The organism is Kitasatospora sp. NPDC056181 (genome assembly GCF_042266225.1).
Classification (GTDB): Bacteria; Actinomycetota; Actinomycetes; order Streptomycetales; family Streptomycetaceae; genus Kitasatospora.
Genome location: NZ_JBHJUK010000167.1, coordinates 1 through 17,293, shown reverse-complemented (window position 1 = coordinate 17,293; position 17,293 = coordinate 1). Strand labels below are relative to the sequence as shown.

Genomic DNA, 17,293 nt, shown 5'->3' with positions numbered 1-17,293 from the left:
TCGACGATGATCGGCGCCCCCGCCGCCCCGGCGCACGCCGGCCCGGCCCGACCCGGCGAACGCCGCCCGCGCCGCCCGGCGCACGGCGGCCCGGCCGGGGGGGGGGCGGGGCGGGCAACCGGCCCGCCGCGCCGCCGCTCCGGGCTCAGCCGTCCAGGACGGCCGACAGGTCGAGCCGCGCCAGGCGCTCCGGGTCGGTGAGGAAGTCCAGCGCGATGATCCGGCCGCCGTGGATGGTGAACGCCATGAGCGAGAGCGGCCGGCCGTCGGCGAGGGCGAGCATGCCGGGCGCGCCGTTGACGAGCACCGGGCGGCCGTCCTGGGCGAAGCGGGCGAAGGTGACCGCCTGGGAGGCGACGTCGGCCGCGCCGCGGCGGACCAGGCCGGGGCGCAGCGTCCCGCCGTCGGAGCGGGCCACCACGTCGGGGTCCAGGACGGCGAGCAGCGCGTCGAAGTCCCCGGCGCGCGCGGCGGCGAGGAAGGCGTCCACCACCTCGCGGCGCCGGGACCGGTCGGTGTCGGGGGCGGGCGCGGCTCCCTGGACGCGGCGGCGGGCGCGGCTGGCGAGCTGCCGGGTGGAGGCGGAGGTACGGCCGAGGACCGGCGCGATCTCGTCGAACGGCACGGAGAACAGGTCGTGCAGGACGAAGGCGAGCCGCTCGGCCGGGGCGAGGGTGTCCAGGACGACCATCAGCGCGATGCCGACCGAGTCGGCCATCAGGATCTCCTGCTCGGGGTCCACGACCCCGAAGGCGCCGACGACCGGGTCGGGCAGCCGGAACTCCCGCCCGTCCTGGCCCTGGAGCGGGTCCTCGCGCCGGGCCGTGCGCGAGCGCAGCAGGTCCAGGCAGATCCGGCCGGTCACGGTGGTCAGCCAGGCGCCCAGGTTCTCCACCTCGGTGGTGTCGGTCCGGCTGAGCCGCAGCCAGGCCTCCTGCACGGCGTCCTCGGCCTCACTCAGCGAGCCCAGCATCCGGTAGGCGACCGCCCGCAGTTGGGGCCGGTGCTCCTCGAACTCCCGCGCCTGAAAATCGTCCCCGCTCACCCGTCACATCCCCGCGCTCTGATCCGTCGGTGCCTTGGAAGGACGATAACCGGCCGGGCCCGCGCGGCACCCGGCCCGATGCGGGGTGCCCTCCCACCGCCTCCGGACCTGCGGGGAAAGGGTCCTGAGCGCCCGTCACCCGGGTGACGGGCGCGGATTCACCTAGGCCGGCACGCCGCTCACGAGGTTGATGTCGACCTGCCTGCCCATCGTCGCGATGCGCCAGGCCGCGATCTCCTGGTAGGCCGCCGAGGAGTACCAGCCGCGGGCCGCCTCCCCGGTCGGGAACTCCAGGACGGCCGTCCTGGTGAAGCCCCCGGCACCCTCCAGCCGCTGCGGCGCGTCGAAGGCCAGGAGGCAGCCGCCGTAGGGCTCCATGGTCGCGCCGACGTTGGCCAGGTAGTGGCCCAGGTCGCCGTCGGGGGTGCTGTCGCTCCTGGTGATGACCACGTAGTGCATGTCGTGCTCCCTCTCCCCTGAATCGCCATGGCGGTAGCCCGGGACCCGAGCCAACCCTTCAATGACGAATGTTTTGACGTCGAAGTGATCGCCGTGATGAACGGTAGGCCCCGCCAACATCGATGTCAAACAGTTCAACGTCGAAGCTTCTGCTAGCCTGACGGCGTGAACGATGCGGTGGACGAGGTCATCGAGCGGTGGCAGGCCATCCGGCCCGACCTGGACACTTCGCCGATCGGCGTGGTGGTCCGGATCTTCCGTGCGTCCCGGCTCCTGGAGCAGGGGATCAAGGACTACTTCGAGGCCAACGGCCTGGAGTCCTGGGAGTACGACGTCCTCGCGACCCTGCTGCGGGCCGGTGACAGCAGCACCCTCCGGATGGGCGACCTGGCCGGGGCCGCGATGATCAGCCCGGGCGCCCTGACCAACCGGATCGACCGGCTCGCCGCCAAGGGGCTCGTCACCCGCGCCACCGACCCCGACAACCGCCGCCTGGTCCGCACGAGCCTCACCGACGAGGGCCGCCGCCTGGCCGACGGCCTCATCGAGGGACACCTCGCCAACGAGCTGAGCCTCATCGAGGCCCTGACCCCGGAGGAGCGGGAGCTCCTCACCGGCGTGCTGCGCAAGCTCCTGCTCTCCCTCGGCGACCACGGCTGAGCCGCGGGCCGCGAACCGCGAACTGCTCGCTGCCAACCGCGCCGTGGCCGTAAGGCGATAATCACCCTACGGACACCATCGGCGACGGAACGCACGGAACGGCCCTCAGCCCATGACCCCCTCCCGGGCCAGCACCCGCACCACCGCGTGGACCGCCTTCGGCGGCGACCTTCACCTGGACCTCACCGGACGCCGGGCCGCCGGCGCCGGGGTCCGGGCGGCGCTGGAGGACGCACTGCGGGAGGCGGTGCAGGACGGCCGGCTGGCGCCCGGGACGAGGCTGCCGTCCTCCCGCGCACTCGGCGAGGACCTCGGGATCGCCCGCAACACCGTGGTCGAGGCGTACGGGCAGCTCACCGCCGAGGGGTGGCTCACCTCGCGGCAGGGCTCCGGCACCACGGTGGCCGAGCGGACGACGCCGCGCCCGGCCCGGCGGGCGGCCGGGCAGCCGCGCGGCCGCCGCACCGGCCGGTACGACCTGATGCCGGGGCGGCCGGACGTCTCGCTCTTCCCGCGCAGCGCCTGGCTCTCCGCCGCCCGGCGTGCGCTCGCCACCGCGCCGCACGAGGCGTTCGACTACGGCGACCCGCTGGGGCGGATCGAGCTGCGACAGGCACTCACCGACTACCTGGCCCGGGTGCGCGGGGTCCGCACCGACCCCGACCACCTGCTGGTCTGCGCCGGGTTCTCGCAAGGGCTCGGCCTGCTCTGCGGCGCCCTGCGCGGAGCCCGTGCCCGCTCGCTGGCCGTCGAGGGCTACGGACTGCCGCCGCAGCGCGAGATCGTCCGGGCCGCCGGACTCACCCCCGCCCCGCTGCCGCTGGACGGGTCCGGCGCCCGCACCGACCTGCTGCACGGGCGGCGGGACGCGGCCGTGCTGCTCACACCCGCCCACCAGTACCCGACCGGGGTGGCGCTGGCCGCCGAACGCCGGGCCGCCGCCGTCACCTGGGCGCGCGGGCACGACGCGTACGTGATCGAGGACGACTACGACGGCGAGTTCCGCTACGACCGGCAGCCGCTGGGCGCGATGCAGGCGCTCGACCCCGAGCGGGTGGTGTACGCGGGCACCGCCGCCAAGAGCCTCGCCCCCGGTCTGCGACTGGCCTGGCTGGCGCTGCCGGACGCACTGGTCGAGCCGGTGGCCCGCCTGAAGCAGCTGGCCGACACCATGTCGCCGGTGCTCGACCAGCTCACGCTCGCCGAGCTGATCACCTCCGGCACCTACGACCGGCACGTGCGCCGCTCCCGGCTGCACTACCGCCGCCGCCGCGACCGGCTCGTCGAGGCGCTCGCCGAACGGGCCCCGCACGTCCGGGTGACGGGCATCGCCGCGGGCCTGCACGCCGTGCTGCAACTACCGCCCGGCGCACCGCCGGAGGCTGAGCTGCTGGCCCGCGCGGAGGCGGCCGGACTCGTCCTCAGCGGCCTCACCTGGCACCTCGCGGAGCCCGGGCTCACCCCGGACGCCCCGCCCGCCCTCGTGGTCGGCTACGGGACCCCGCCCGACCGCACCTTCCCGGCCGCCCTGGACGCGCTCTGCGAGCTGCTGCGGGAGCGGTGACGGGCCGCGGGCGGCGTCCAGCGGGGCCCGAACAGGCCTGCCGGACGGGCTACTTGTTGCGGTTGCCCAGCTCGAAGAGCAGCATGATGAAGCCCGCGAAGCCGTGGGTGGCGACCATGTAGATCAGCACCCGGATGCCGACCCGGCGGTTGGCCCACTTGCCGGCGTCGATGGTCTTCGGGGCGTCGGCGGCGCGGGCCTCGCCGGAGGCGCCGGGAACGGCCGCGGGGATGGCGGCGGGGATGGTGGCGGGATCAGCCATGGGAGATCTCCTCCGGGAGTTCTGACGTGCGGTCAGTGGGGTGCGGCAGGGCCGCCGCCGAGACAGAGTTCGCCACCGGGGCTCTGCAGCAGGGTGTGGACGAAGAGCAGCTCCACCCCGTCCGCCGAGTCGGCGGCGATGCAGTGCGGGGTGAGCGAGTCGAAGTGCGCGGAGTCGCCCTCCGCGAGGAGGTGGACGCGGTCGCCGAGGGTCAGCCTCAGCCGGCCCTGGAGGACGTAGAGCCACTCCTCGCCCGGGTGGACCCGGACCACCGCGTCCTGCACTCCCGGGGGAACGTGCACGCGCAGTGCCTGCATCGCCCGTCCGGGTGCACCGGCCCGGCGGTAGCCCCAGCCGCCCGCGCGGCCGGGTTCGATCGCGCCGCCGCGCACCACCGGGTCCGGCTCCACCATGGCCTCGCCGAGGAGGCCGGAGACGGAGGTGCCGTAGGCGCGGGCGAGGCCCAGCAGGACGGGCAGCGAGGGCTGCCGGCGGCCGGTCTCCAGCCGGGACAGATAGGCTGGGGAGAGACCGACCCGGGCGGCGGCGACCTCCAGCGTGAGGCGGCTGCCGAGCCGGTGCTCGCGCAGCCTCGCGGCGAGGCCGGCGACCTCCTGGTCGTCGAGCTGGTCGCCGGTGGCGGAGGGGCCGGGTGGGCTGGTGGTCATGTGACCAGTGGACACCCCACGTGCCGCAGGGGCAAGAAATTTGCCTCAGAGGCAAACCGCTCGCAGGGGCTCACGGCCGGGGGATGTGCCGCAGGTTGCTCCGGGCCAGGTCGATCATGCGCCCGACCCCGCCCGAGAGCACCGTCCGCCCCGCCGCCAGGGCGAAACCCTTCAGCTGGGCCGCGGTGATGTGCGGCGGGATCGAGAGCGCGTTCGGGTCGGTGACCACGTCCACCAGCGCCGGGCCGGGCCGCTCCAGCGCCTCCGCCAGCACCTCCCGCACCCGCGCCGGATCGGTGACCCGCTTCGCCGGGACGCCCATGGCCCGGGCGATCCCGGCGTAGTCCACGTCGCCGTTGTCGATCTCCGACTCCGGGTAGCCGGAGACCAGCATCTCCAGCTTGATCATGCCGAGCGCACCGTTGTTGAACACCACCGTCTTCACCGGGAGCCGGTGCTTCGCGACCGTGAGCAGCTCGCCGAGCAGCATCGACAGCCCGCCGTCACCCGCCATCGCCACCACCTGCCGCCCGGGGCAGGCCAGTTGGGCACCGATCGCGTGCGGCAGGGCGTTGGCCATCGAGCCGTGCAGGAACGAGCCGATCACCCGGCGGCGGCCGTTCGGCTGGAGGTAGCGCGCGGCCCAGACGTTGTTCATGCCGGTGTCCACGGTGAACACCGCGTCGTCGGCGGCCACCTCGTCCAGCACCGAGGCCACGTACTCGGGGTGGATCGGCAGGTGCTTCTCGATGTCCCGGGTGTAGGCGCCGACCACGTCCTCCAGGGCCCGGCAGTGCTTGTTCAGCATCTCGTCCAGGAACGCCCGGTCGTGCGGGTCCTTGGGCTCCAGCAGCGGCAGGACGGCGCGCAGGGTGGCCGAGACGTCGCCGTGCACGGCGAGTTCGAGGGGGGTGCGGCGGCCGAGCCGGGTGGCGTCGTGGTCCACCTGGATCGTGCGGGCCTGCGGCAGGAAGGAGTCGTAGGGGAAGTCGGTGCCGAGCAACAGCACCAGGTCGGCCGCGAAGAGCGCCTCGTGGCAGGCGCCGTAGCCCAGCAGGCCGCTCATGCCGACGTCGTACGGGTTGTCGTACTGGATCCACTCCTTGCCGCGCAGGGAGTGCCCGACCGGCGCGTGCAGGGCCTGCGCGACCTCCAGCACCTCCGCATGTGCCCCGCGCACACCCGCACCGCAGAACAGGGCCACCGTGCGGGCCTCGTTGAGCGCCCGGGCGAGCGCCTGCACCTGGGACCAGGGCGGCGCGGCGACCGCCTGCTCGGTGAGGAAGTGGCTGGTGCCGGTCGGCCCGTCGGCGCCCAGCGCGGCGACGTCGCCCGGGAAGGCGAGCACGGAGACGCCCCTGGCGCCCAGCGCGTGCTGGATCGCCACCCGGACCAGGCGGGGCATCTGGGCCGGGGTGGAGACCGTCTCGCACCAGCTGCTGCAGTCGGTGAACACCCGCTCGGGGTGGGTCTCCTGGAAGAAGCCGGTGCCGATCTGCGCGGACGGGATGTGCGAGGCCAGTGCGAGCACCGGCAGGCCGCTGCGCTGGGCGTCGTACAGCCCCTGGATCAGGTGCGTGTTGCCGGGGCCGCAGGAGCCCGCGCAGACCGCCAGGCGGCCGCTGAGCTCGGCCTCGGCGGCCGCGGCGAAGGCCCCGGCCTCCTCGTTGCGGACGTGCACCCAGCTGATCCCGTCGGCCCGGCGGATCGCGTCCACGACCGGGTTGAGGCTGTCACCGACCACCCCGTACACCCGCTCCACCCCGGCCTGCCGGAGCACCTCGACCATCTGCTCGGCCACACTCACCACGGGGGGCACTCCTTCACCGGCCGCCGGTTGCCACAGGACACCAGCACCCTCCTGCGCGCGGGAGGGCGGCGCATGCGGGGACCGGCCGAAGGGGTGACGGCCGGCCGAAGGAGTGGTCGGCGGACGCGGCGCCCCCGGGGCCTGGGGGGCGCCTGGCCGCTACTCCGCCGCGAGGTGCTCCGTGCCCGGGCCCGTGCCCAGGGTGCCCGCGGCCACGCCGGCCTGGGGCTGACGGCGGGCGGGCTCGCGGCCCGGGGGCTGGCTGCACCGCTCCTGGACGGGCGGCACGGTGGTCGGAAGGGTGACCGGCCGGCCCGCCTTCACCTGGACCGCCTCGCCGTCGTGCCGCAGGTGGATCACATCGCCGCGGCGCAGCGTGTACGTCGTCCCGTCGTGGGTGATCCGGACGCCGAGCAGCTGGCCGCGCACCATCAGCGAGAAGCCGAGCTTCATCAGTCCGGACGGCAGCCGGGGCCGGAAGGAGAGCGTCTCGCCGTGGTCGCGGAGCCCGCCGAACCCGGCCACCAGGGCGATGCAGGCGCCGGCGAGCGAGGCCATGTGCAGGCCGTCGCTGGTGTTGCCGCCGAGGTCGTGCAGGTCCATCAGGGCCGCTTCGGCGGTGTAGTCGTACGCGAGGTCCAGCTGGCCCACCTCGGCGGCGATCACCGCCTGGGTGCAGGCCGAGAGCGAGGAGTCGCGGACGGTCAGCCGCTCGTAGTAGGCGAAGTTGCGGGCCTTCTGCTCGTCGGTGAACGCGTCCCCGCGGACCTGCATGGCGAGCACCAGGTCGGCCTGCTTGACCACCTGCTTCCGGTACAGGTCGAAGTACGGGTAGTGGAGCAGCAGCGGGTAGTTCTCCGGCGGGGTGCGCTCGAAGTCCCAGAGCTGGTGGTCGGTGAAGCCGTCGGCCTGCGGGTGGACGCCGAGGTTCTCGTCGTAGGGGACGAACATCGCGGTGGCGGCGTCCCGCCAGGCGGCGGTCTCCTCGGTGTCGACGCCGAGGGCGGTGGCCTCGCGCGGGTGCCGGCCGGCGGCCTCGGCGGCGGCGCGCAGGTTGCTCTGCGCCATCAGGTTGGTGAAGACGTTGTTGTCGGCGACGGCGCTGTACTCGTCCGGCCCGGTGACGCCCTCGATGCGGAACTTGCCGACGGCGTCGTGGTGGCCGAGCGAGCGCCACATCCGGGCGGTCTCGACCAGCAGCGCCAGCCCGTACTCGCGCTCGAACTCGACGTCGCCGGTGGCCCTGACGTAGCGGGCGACGGCGGCGGCGATGTCGGCGCCGATGTGGAACGCCGCGGTGCCGGCCGGCCAGTAGCCGGAGCACTCCTCGCCGCGGATCGTCCGCCACGGGAACACCGCTCCGGCGAGCCCGAGTTGGCCGGCCCGCTCGCGGGCGAGCGGGAGCGTGGTGTGGCGCCAGCGCAGTGCCTGGTTGACGGCGGAGGGCAGGCAGTAGGTGAGCACGGGAAGGACGTAGGTCTCGGTGTCCCAGAAGCTGTGCCCGTCGTACCCGGGACCGGTCAACCCCTTGGCGGGGATGGCCCGTTCCTCACTCCGGGCGCCCCCCTGGAGCACGTGGAAGACGGCGAACCGAACGGCCTGCTGGAGTTCGACGTCGCCCTCGATCTCGACGTCGCTGGTCTCCCAGAACTCCTTGAGGAACCCGGCCTGTTCGGCCACCAGGCCGTCCCAGCCGGTGTACCGGGCGGCGGTCAGCGCGGCCTCGACCTGGTCCCGGACGGCGGGCAGCGAGCGGGTCGCGGACCAGCCGTAGGACATGAACTTGACCAGCCGCAGCCGCACGCCGGGTTCGAGCACGGTGGTGACGCTGATCCGGCAGTGGTCGGCCTCGGCCTCGGCGACGGTGTCCAGCCGCTCCGGACCCTCGATGACGTGGTCCATCCCGGCGGCCACCCGGATGCCGCTGTACCGGGTGCGGTGCACCAGGACGGCCTTGCTGCCGCCGGCGTGGTGCACCTCGGCGAGGAGCGGGGCCTCCAGCACGGCGGCCGCCCGCGGGTCACCCTCGGGGCCGCCGGGCAGCTGCTCGTTGGCGACCAGCTCCGACTGGAGGACGATCCGCACCGGCCCGTCCACCGCCTCCACGGTGTACTCGACGGCGGCGATGGCCCGCTGGGTGAGCGAGACCAGCCGGGTCGAGCACACCCTGATCGTCCGCCCGGCCGGGGAGGTCCACTCCGCCTCGCGCCGCAGCAGCCCGTCACGGAAGTCCAACCAGCGCCGGTGGCTGATCAGTTCGCCGTAGCGCAGGTCGAAGGGCTCGTCGTCCACCAACAGGCGGATGATCTTGCCGTTGGTCACGTTGATGACGCTCTGGCTGGACTCCGGGTAGCCGTAGCCGCCCTCGCCGTACGGCAGCGGGCGCAGCTCGAAGACGCCGTTGAGGTAGGTGCCGGGCAGCCCGTGCGGCTCGCCCTCGTCGAGGTTGGCGCGCAGGCCGATGTGGCCGTTGGAGAGCGCGAAGACGGACTCGGCGCGGGCCATCGAGGTCAGGTCGAGGCCCTGTTCGGCGATCTGCCAGGGGTCGACGCTGAAGTTGTCCAGGCTGGTCATGCCGTTCCCTCCTCCAGCAGGTCGGCGAGGTCGTCGACGACCACGGTGGCGCCGTCGCGGCGCAGTTCGTCGGCCTGGCCGGTGCGGTTCACGCCCACCACGGCGCCGAAGCCTCCGGCCCGCCCGGAGGCGACCCCGGCGAGCGCGTCCTCGAAGACGGCGGCGTGCGCGGGTTCGACGCCCAGCGCCCGGGCGGCGGCCAGGTAGGTGTCGGGCGCGGGCTTGCCGGGCAGGCCCTCGCGCCGGGCGACCACGCCGTCCACGATCACGTCGAACAGTTCCTCGATGCCGGCGGCGCGCAGCACGTCCCGGCAGTTGGCGCTGGAGGAGACCACCGCGCTGGGCAGCCCGAGCTCCCGCAGCCGGTGCACGTACGCGACCGAGCCCTCGTACGGCTGGACGCCCTGCTCGCGGATCATCCTCAGCACGGTGTCGTTCTTGGCCCGGCTGATCCCGTGCACGGTGCGGGCGCCGGGCGGGTCGGCGTCGGTGCCCTCGGGCAGGTCGATGCCGCGGCTGCCCAGGAAGGCGCGGGTGCCGTCGAGTCGCGGGCGGCCGTCGACGTGGGCGTCGTAGTCGTCGACGGCGTCGAAGGGGACGAACTGCCCACCGGTGCGGGCCGATTCGGCGCGCAGGAAGGCGTCGAAGGTGTCCTTCCAGGCCGCGGCGTGCACCTTGGCGGTCTGGGTGAGCACCCCGTCGAGGTCGAAGAGGAAAGCGCGGATGTCGTCCGGTAGCCCCAGCATGGGTGCAGTCTCACCCGCGGACACGGGGAAGCCGCCCATTCCCGGCGGCGCGTCGCGGGATCGGGCGGCTTCCCGGGCCGGGCCGGACGGCTCCGGGGACGGTGGCGCGCTACGGCGTGCCGGGCGAGGCGATCAGTGCGAAGACGGCGCCCTGCGGGTCGGTGACGACCGCCATCCGGCCGGCCGGCATGTCGAACGGCGGCTGGATCACCGAGCCGCCGGCCTTGACCAGGGCGTCCACGGTGGAGTCGGTGTCGTCCACCGAGAAGTAGGTCATCCAGTGCGGGGGCGTGCCGGGCGCGAGGTAGTCGGCCACCTTCTGCATGCCGGCCACCGCCCGGTCGTCGACGCTGAGCGAGTAGTAGCCCTCCGCGCCCTCCATCGTCGCCGCGCGCAGGCCCAGCGCCCGCTGGTAGAACGTCCCGACCGCGTCGGGGTCGGTGGTGTTGAGCTCGCTCCAGACCAGCGAGCCCGGCTCGTTGACGACGCCGGCGCCGATGAAGTCGACCTTCTGCCAGACGCCGAACACCGCACCGGCCGGGTCGGCGGCGACCAGCATCCGGCCGACGGTGCCGACGTCCATCACCGGGTAGAGGATCGTGCCGCCGCTCTCGGCGATCGCCCGGCCGGTGGCGTCGGCGTCGTCCGAGGCCAGGTAGGTGGTCCAGCCGACCGGCGGGACGGGCTGGCCCTCGGGGGCCGCCTGCGCCATGATCCCGGCGACCGGCTTGCCGTTCAGCAGGCACATGGCGTAGCCGCCGAACTCGGGCGGGCCGATCTCGCCCTGCCAGCCGAAGAGGTCACGGTAGAAGTCGATCGCGGCCTGCTGGTCGCTCGCCATCAGGTCGACCCAGCACGGGGTGCCGGGCTTGTACGGAGCGTTCACTGCGGGCATTGCTGGGCCTCCAGGAGCGGTCGTCCACCGCCGGGGCGGGCCGGGCGCACGTCCGGTCCCGGCAGCGGCCCCGGCGGGGGCTGCGCGGGTACGGCGGAGGTACGGCCGGTCGGCGGTACACCGCCCACCATCGCCGCGCCCCCGTCTTCCCGCCACCGGACGGCGCCCGCCGGGCGACGGGCGGGTGACGGACGCCCGGCGGGCCGGGAGGGACCTTACGAGTCGTGCGGCGTCGGCTTCACGAAGTACGGCTGGACCTTGCCGCTCTGGGCGTAGTCCTTGAGCCGGACCAGCAGCTCGGCCCAGGTGCCGGCCACCATCGGCACGCCGTCCTCGGTGCCGGGCTGCCACCCGCCGTGGCGGAACAGCAGCCGGGTGCGCTCGGGCGCCTCGGGCTGCCCGGCGAGGTCCCAGCTGATCCAGGTGCCGGCCCAGTGCGGGGGGAAGGTGCCGACGTTCGTCCAGACCACCCGGTCCCGGTCGGCCCGCTCGCGGCGCAGCCGGAACGGCTCCGGGACGCCGGGGAAGTCGAAGAGCAGCACGTCCCCCTCGCGGGCCACCTCGGTGGTCCACCAGCCGGCCAGCCCGTCGTGGGTGTTGAGCGCGGCGAGGACGACGTCGCGGGGTGCGGCGATGTCGAGCTGCAGGGCGATCTCGGCCATGGGGTCCGCCTTTCGGGCCTGCGCCCCCCGATCGGTCCCCCTCCGGCCACCATGGCACAGGGCCCGGGATCGGCACATCCCGGGCCCCGGCGCGGCCGGGCCGGCCGCTACCCTGCGTTATCCACCGCTCCCGTAGGTGGTGCCGGCGCAGATGTCGTCGTCCGCCGAGCGGGTGTTCTCGGTGACGCTGGTGGGCAGCGGGACCGGCGCCGCCGGGGTGGACGGCGCGCCGGCGGCGGCCGAGCCGGCCGCGGAGGCCGCGCCGCCGCCGTTGGCGGCCGCGAAGTCCTTGCCGACGACCACGATGACGCCCGGCGAGGAGCCGGCCTCGACGGTCGCGCCGGGGAAGAGCTCGGCGACCTTGTCGGCGTTGGCCTTCTGGCCGGAGCCGTACTCGACGACCGTCTTCGCGTGCTTGGTGCTGGCCGCGGGGCCCGCCTTGGTGGCGTTGAACTTGGCCCCCTTGAGCAGCTCGGCCGCCTTGCCGTCCATCCCGGAGGTGGTGGTCCCGTTGTAGACGGCCACCTTGACGGCGGAGTTGCCGGCGTCGGGGGCGGGCGGCGCCGTGGTGGTCGCGGCCGGCGCGCTCGGCGCGGCGGACGCGGTGGCCTCGGCCGGCTGCTCGCCGGTGGCGTTCTGGCCGTCGAGGGTCCGGTCGGCCTTGATCGTGTCCCAGAGCTTCTTGGCGTCGGACTCGATGATGTCGAGGTCCTGGTCCTGGGTGCGGTAGCGCCAGGGCACCGTCACGAACTTGAGGTCGTGCATGTCGATGTTCTTCAGCGAGAGGCCGAAGGAGAGCAGCTTGTCGGCGGAGCTGAGACCGGGGTCGACGACCATCGACTTGGTGGCGGCGTCCGCGAGCGGCAGCAGGGTGGTGGGGTTGAGGCCCTGGCCCTTGATGTTGGAGGCGAGCGAGCCGAGGAAGGCCTGCTGGCGCTTCATCCGGCCGATGTCGGAGCCGTCGCCGATGCCGTGGCGCAGCCGGACGTAGTCGAGCGCCTTCTGGCCCTCCACCTTCTGCTTGCCCTGCGGCAGGACGACATTGCCCTTCCTGCCGAGCTTGGGGTTGATGTCACCCTCGGAGATCGGCTTCGGCAGGCAGATGTCCACCCCGTGGACCGCCGAGGTCATCGCGGAGAAGCCCTGGAAGTCCACCACGATGGTGTGGTCGACCCGGATGCCGGTGAGCTTCTCGACGGTGTTCTGGGTGCAGGCCGGGTTGCCGTCGTCGGTCCCGCCGGTGGAGAACGCCGCGTTGAAGAGGTCGCTGGACGTCCCCTTGGTCCACTTGCCGTTCGGCAGCTTGCAGGGCGGGATCGCCACCTTGGCGTTGCGCGGGATCGAGATGCCGACGGCGTGCTTGTGGTCGGCGTAGACGTGCAGCAGGATCGTGGTGTCCGAGCGGGCGCCGCCGTCCTCGCCGCCACCGAGGTCGGAGTTGTTCTTGCCCCGGCTGTCGGAGCCGATCAGCAGCACGTTGACCGGCTTGTTGCCGTCCGCGTCGGCCTGGGCCTCCGGCGGGCGGTCGGTGGCGATGGCGTCCGCGTCGAAGGACTTGATGTTGCCGTTCAGCTTGAGGTAGATCGCGCCGCCCGCACCGGCTATCAGCACGAGCACACCGGCCGCCGACCAGGCGACGATCTTCTTCACGTTCTTCTTGGGCTTGCGGCTGTTGCGGGCCGCCGCGCGCCCGCCGGCCGCCGACGCCTCGGGGGCCGCCTCGCCGCCCTTGCCCGGTGTGCCCTTGCCCTGGGCCGCGCGCCGGGCCTCGGCCCGCCCGCCGCTCCGTGGCTGCGGCACCCCGCCGCCGTCGTCGGTCGTGAGCGCACCGGGCGCGTCGTCACCACGAGCCGGGCCCTCGCCCCACTGACCTGACATCCGTGTACCTTTCACCGGCGGACGCGGCGCCCGTCCTCAGGGGCGCGCTACACACAGAGAGACGGCCTGAAGTGCCCCCGGGTTGCACATACGAAGGTCGTAATGACCGACGAACGCCCCCTGAGACCGCCCCCGCACCCCCTCCGGAGCCCCCGCGATCACAGGAGCCCCGTTCGGAGCATACAAGCCGGTCATATTTTCTCGGCCCGCCCGAGCGGCTCGGGCACCTGCCCGGAGGCCACCGGCCGACGCGTGCGCGGGCCCGGGAAACGCCCTTCTCACGCCGTCCGGCGGAAAGGGCCCGTGCAACGCCGGGCCCGCCTCCCGGGAAGGGGTGCGCGGCAGGTGAACGGCGGGTCGGGCGCAAGGGGTGGTGAGGGGTGGCGAAGCGTCAGGTCTGCTCGGACAGGCCGCCGGGCGGGTTGTTGCGCAGGCACGGCTCGCTGGCGTCCTCGACCACGCCCTGCTCCAGGAGCTCGTCCACCCACCGGCCGAGTGCCACCCGCACCAGCAACGGGTCCATCCCCCAGGCCCGGCCCAGGTCGATCGCGGTGGCGTCGAGGCGCCACCCGTGTTGTTGCAGGGCGATCCACATCGCCGCCGCGGAGGCCCCTCCGGTCCACCGCGCGCCGGTGGCGTCCCGGCGCAGTTCGAGCGTGCCCCCGGCCCCGACGGAGCCGGTCACGCCGGACACGGGTCGCACCCGCGTCCACATCTCCTCGTCCTCCCTCAACGCAAGCTCCTCTTGGCTGGCCGGTGCCCGGCAACCGGCCTTCGGAAGCGGTAGCTCCTCACGCACGGCCGACCGCTGTCGGTAACAGTGCCAGGCTAGGGCGAGCCCGCGGTCGCGAGAACCTGCCAAAGCCCCCTATGAGGGGTGGAGTTAGCCCCCCACGCCCCATAGGGGGTGCCGGACGCGCCGGCTCAGTCGGCGGTCGTGGCCGCCGGCACTCCACCCTCCGTCGGGGCGCCGTCCGCGGCGGCCCCGGCATGGTCGACCGCGTTGACGAACACCCGCATGGCGTGGGCGATCTCGTCCCCGTTCGGCGCCCCCTCCGGGTCGAGCAGCCACTGGAGGCCCAGGCCCGAGACCAGCGCCAGGTGGAACGACCCCACCAGCCGCATCGTCTTCTCGTCGCCCTCGCCGATCTCGTCCAGCCCGAGCGGCGCCGCCAGGGCGAGCCGGGCCCGCTCGTAGGCGCGGGCGAGCTGCTCCCGCAGCCCCGGCACCCGGTCGGCCTGGGCGAACGCCTCGATGCTGGCGAGCAGCATCGGCCGCTGCGAGACGAAGAACTCCGTGACGCTCCGCCAGGCCGTGTCGATCGAGGGATCGGTGGCCTCGTCGAGGATTCTGCGGAGCTCGGTACCCCACTCCTCGAACGATTCGATCACCGCCTCGCTGAGCAACGCCTCCTTCGAGCCGAAGTGGTACCCGATCGAGGCGAGGTTGGCCCCCGACGCGGCGACGATGTCGCGCGCGGTGGTCCGGGCGTAACCCCGCTCATGCAGGCATTTCTTGGCACCAGCCAACAGATCTTCACGATTTCCCACGATCCCCATCGTAGCTACGGAACGCCGTTTGCGACATACGTTCGTCAGAGACGCTCGTACATCTTAGACGGGCGTACTAGACAAGCATCTAGGACGTACGTATGCTTCAACCATGAACGCCGACACGCAACGTGCCGACCGGAAGGCGTGGATCGGCCTTGCCGTCCTCGTCCTTCCCGTCCTGCTCGTCTCCCTTGACATGCACGTCCTGTCCTACGCGCTGCCCATGATCAGCAGCTCGTTGGAACCGAGCAGCTCGGAGCTGCTGTGGATCATCGACATCTACCCGTTCATGCTGGCCGGGCTGCTGCTCACGATGGGCACGCTCGGTGACCGGATCGGCCGGCGGAAGCTGCTGATGTTCGGTGCGGTCGCCTTCGGCACCGCGTCCGCGCTCGGCGCCTACTCCAGCAGCGCGGAAATGCTCATCCTGACCCGGGCGCTGCTCGGCGTCGGTGGCGCGACGCTGATGCCCTCGACGCTCTCGCTGATCCGCAACATGTTCCACAACGCGGAGCAGCGCCGGACCGCCATCGCCGTCTGGACCGGGGCGTTCGCCGGCGGTGCCATGCTCGGACCGCTCATGGGCGGTGCGATCCTGGAGAAGTTCTGGTGGGGCGCCGTCTTCCTGGTGAACCTGCCGGTCATGGCGGTGCTCGTCGTGCTCGCGCCGCTCATGCTCCCCGAGTCCAAGGACTCGAACCCCGGCAAGTTCGACTTCACCAGCTCGTTCCTCTCGCTGGCCGCGCTGCTCCCCACCATCTACGGCGTGCAGCACATGGCCGGTGAGGGCGTGAGCGCCCTGCCGATCGCCACCATCGTGATCGGCCTGACGGTCGGTTACGTCTTCCTCCGCCGCCAGCGGATGCTCGCCGAGCCCATGCTGGACACCAAGCTCTTCCGCAGCCGCGCCTTCACCGCCTCGATCGCCGCCAACACGCTCGGCGTCTTCTCGATGGTCGGCTCCAGCCTCTTCACCACCCAGTACCTCCAGATGGTGGCCGGCGTGCGGCCCTTCGTCGCCGGTCTGTACGCCCTCCCCGCGGCCGGCGCCGCGATGACCGCCGCCTCGCTGGCACCGCTCCTCGTCCGCAAGGTGCGACCCGCGTTCGTCGTCGGCATCGGACTGCTGATCGGTGCGGTCGGCTTCACGATCCTCGGCCAGGTCGACGGCGGCACCGGCATCGCCGCGCTGGTCGCCGGCACCGCGGGCATGGCCGGTGGCATCACGCTCGTCCTGACCATCTCCTCCGACATGATCATCTCCACCGCGCCGCCGGAGAAGGCGGGCACGGTGTCCGGCCTCTCCCAGATCGCCACCGAGTTCGGCGGGGCGCTCGGCATCTCCATCCTCGGCAGCGTCGGCACCGCCGTGTACCGCGCCGACCTCGCCGACAACGCCCCCGAGGGAGTCGCCCCGGCGACGCTCGCATCGGCCCGCGACACGCTCGGCACCGCCCTCGACGTCACCACCCGGATGCCGAAGGACCTGGGCGAGGCGCTCGCCGACGCGGCCCGCACCTCCTTCACCCACGGCCTCCAGACGGCGATGTTCACCGCGGCCGGACTGCTGGTCCTGATGGCCCTGCTGGCCTTCACGCTGCTGCGCAAGGTGACCATCCCGACCAAGTCCGACGAGCCGGCGGCCACCGAGGCCCCGGTGCAGCACGAGCCCGAGCCGCAGCCGGTCCACGCCTTCCAGGGCGCGCAGAACCCGTACGGCTACGACACCTACGGCACCTCCCAGGACCGGTCCGCCGGGTACGGGGCGTCGAAGGAGACGGACTACTTCGGCGGCCAGGACCGCACCGGCCAGTACGGCGCCCCGAGCACCTACGGCGCCGGTGACTCCTACGGCACCGGCGACTCCTACGGCACGGATGACTCCTACGGCGCCACGGACCTGAGCCGGGCGCGGCACCGCCGGGGAGGTGAGGAGAACCCCTTCGAACGGCGGTGAGTGAACGGCACGACAGCGGCAACCGAAGCGTGTGCCGGACCGGGAAACCTGGTCCGGCACACGCTTCTTGTTATCCGGGGGCGGGGCGGCCGGGGCCGGGGGCTTCCCGTGCTCCGGGGGCTGCGGGACTGCGGGCCCCGGGACGTCCGGGGGCGGGGCAGCCGGGGGCGGGGCGGCCGGGGGCGGGGCTCCGGACATCAGGGCCGGTGGTTGGCCTCGGGCTTCCAGGCCTCGGGGCTTCCGGGCCGCCCTACGACTGGGCGGGTCGGCGGGCGCACGGTGTGGGGCCGCCCGGTGGAGCGCGGTGGCCGGCCGTACAGCGTCCCGGCGGCGACGGCCCGCCAGGGAAGGCCGGGTGGAAGGGAACGGGTGAAGGGGACGAATAAAGGGGACGGCCGGCGGCGACGGACCCCCTCCCCCGGCCGAACTCCCGCCCCGGGCCCGCCAACCGGCAACCGGGCCCGGGCACGTGAAAAGGCCCGTGCCGCCGGAGCCCAGGGGGAAGGCAGCGGGGGGACGGGGCGGGCGGGGCGGGGAGGCGGGGGGGCGGGGCGGGCCG

At 73.5% G+C, this 17,293-nt stretch carries 15 protein-coding genes; 3 read left to right on the top strand and 12 right to left on the bottom strand.

All coding sequences use genetic code 11. The features are described 5' to 3' along the window. Positions 1-145: 145 nt before the first annotated feature. Together ACFC1F_RS37645 and ACFC1F_RS37640 are read right to left on the bottom strand one after the other, a co-directional pair. Positions 146-1,045, bottom strand: a complete 900-nt coding sequence (locus ACFC1F_RS37645) for a sigma-70 family RNA polymerase sigma factor (protein WP_376165392.1) — start codon at positions 1,043-1,045, stop codon at positions 146-148. A gap of 162 nt (positions 1,046-1,207) precedes the next feature. Further along, positions 1,208-1,504: a DUF1330 domain-containing protein gene (locus ACFC1F_RS37640; protein ID WP_376165390.1), complete on the bottom strand. Its 297-nt coding sequence runs from the start codon at positions 1,502-1,504 to the stop codon at positions 1,208-1,210. Between the two features lie 165 nt (positions 1,505-1,669). Between ACFC1F_RS37640 and ACFC1F_RS37635 the strand changes: the two genes are divergently transcribed. Continuing rightward, complete coding sequence (locus tag ACFC1F_RS37635) at positions 1,670-2,164, top strand: MarR family winged helix-turn-helix transcriptional regulator (RefSeq protein ID WP_148643457.1); 495 nt, start codon at positions 1,670-1,672, stop codon at positions 2,162-2,164. Positions 2,165-2,276: 112 nt separating this feature from the next. Continuing rightward, the gene (locus ACFC1F_RS37630) at positions 2,277-3,728 is read left to right on the top strand and encodes a PLP-dependent aminotransferase family protein (RefSeq protein ID WP_376165388.1); all 1,452 of its coding nucleotides are present in this window, start codon (positions 2,277-2,279) and stop codon (positions 3,726-3,728) included. 49 nt (positions 3,729-3,777) lie between these two features. Here ACFC1F_RS37630 and ACFC1F_RS37625 read toward each other — a convergent pair whose 3' ends face one another. From ACFC1F_RS37625 to ACFC1F_RS37580, 10 genes are all read right to left on the bottom strand, one after another. Continuing rightward, positions 3,778-3,990, bottom strand: coding sequence for a DUF6126 family protein (locus tag ACFC1F_RS37625; RefSeq protein ID WP_376165386.1), 213 nt, complete (start codon positions 3,988-3,990; stop codon positions 3,778-3,780). A gap of 32 nt (positions 3,991-4,022) precedes the next feature. Next, positions 4,023-4,658, bottom strand: a complete 636-nt coding sequence (locus tag ACFC1F_RS37620; RefSeq protein ID WP_209413521.1) for a helix-turn-helix domain-containing protein — start codon at positions 4,656-4,658, stop codon at positions 4,023-4,025. 70 nt (positions 4,659-4,728) lie between these two features. Then, positions 4,729-6,447: a pyruvate dehydrogenase gene (locus tag ACFC1F_RS37615; protein WP_376165394.1), complete on the bottom strand. Its 1,719-nt coding sequence runs from the start codon at positions 6,445-6,447 to the stop codon at positions 4,729-4,731. Between the two features lie 180 nt (positions 6,448-6,627). Beyond that, positions 6,628-9,042, bottom strand: a complete 2,415-nt coding sequence (locus ACFC1F_RS37610; protein ID WP_376165383.1) for a glycoside hydrolase family 65 protein — start codon at positions 9,040-9,042, stop codon at positions 6,628-6,630. After that, positions 9,039-9,788 (bottom strand): HAD family hydrolase, encoded by a 750-nt coding sequence (locus tag ACFC1F_RS37605; protein WP_376165381.1) that lies wholly within the window; start codon positions 9,786-9,788, stop codon positions 9,039-9,041. The genes ACFC1F_RS37610 and ACFC1F_RS37605 overlap by 4 nt, the downstream gene beginning before the upstream one ends. Positions 9,789-9,897: 109 nt before the next feature. Next, positions 9,898-10,683: a VOC family protein gene (locus ACFC1F_RS37600; RefSeq protein ID WP_209413524.1), complete on the bottom strand. Its 786-nt coding sequence runs from the start codon at positions 10,681-10,683 to the stop codon at positions 9,898-9,900. Between the two features lie 215 nt (positions 10,684-10,898). Then, positions 10,899-11,345 carry an SRPBCC domain-containing protein gene (locus ACFC1F_RS37595; protein WP_376165379.1) on the bottom strand — a complete coding sequence of 149 codons (447 nt, stop codon included), beginning with the start codon at positions 11,343-11,345 and terminating at the stop codon, positions 10,899-10,901. Between the two features lie 117 nt (positions 11,346-11,462). Next, positions 11,463-13,223, bottom strand: coding sequence for an LCP family protein (locus ACFC1F_RS37590; protein WP_376165377.1), 1,761 nt, complete (start codon positions 13,221-13,223; stop codon positions 11,463-11,465). Between the two features lie 391 nt (positions 13,224-13,614). Next, positions 13,615-13,956, bottom strand: a complete 342-nt coding sequence (locus tag ACFC1F_RS37585) for a PqqD family protein (RefSeq protein WP_209413527.1) — start codon at positions 13,954-13,956, stop codon at positions 13,615-13,617. A gap of 191 nt (positions 13,957-14,147) precedes the next feature. Beyond that, entirely contained in the window at positions 14,148-14,774 is a 627-nt protein-coding gene (locus tag ACFC1F_RS37580; RefSeq protein WP_209413528.1) for a TetR/AcrR family transcriptional regulator, read from the bottom strand. Between the two features lie 112 nt (positions 14,775-14,886). Between ACFC1F_RS37580 and ACFC1F_RS37575 the strand changes: the two genes are divergently transcribed. Continuing rightward, on the top strand, positions 14,887-16,734 hold the full coding sequence (locus tag ACFC1F_RS37575) for an MFS transporter (protein WP_376165375.1): 1,848 nt from the start codon (positions 14,887-14,889) through the stop codon (positions 16,732-16,734). The last annotated feature ends 559 nt before the right edge of the window (positions 16,735-17,293 follow it).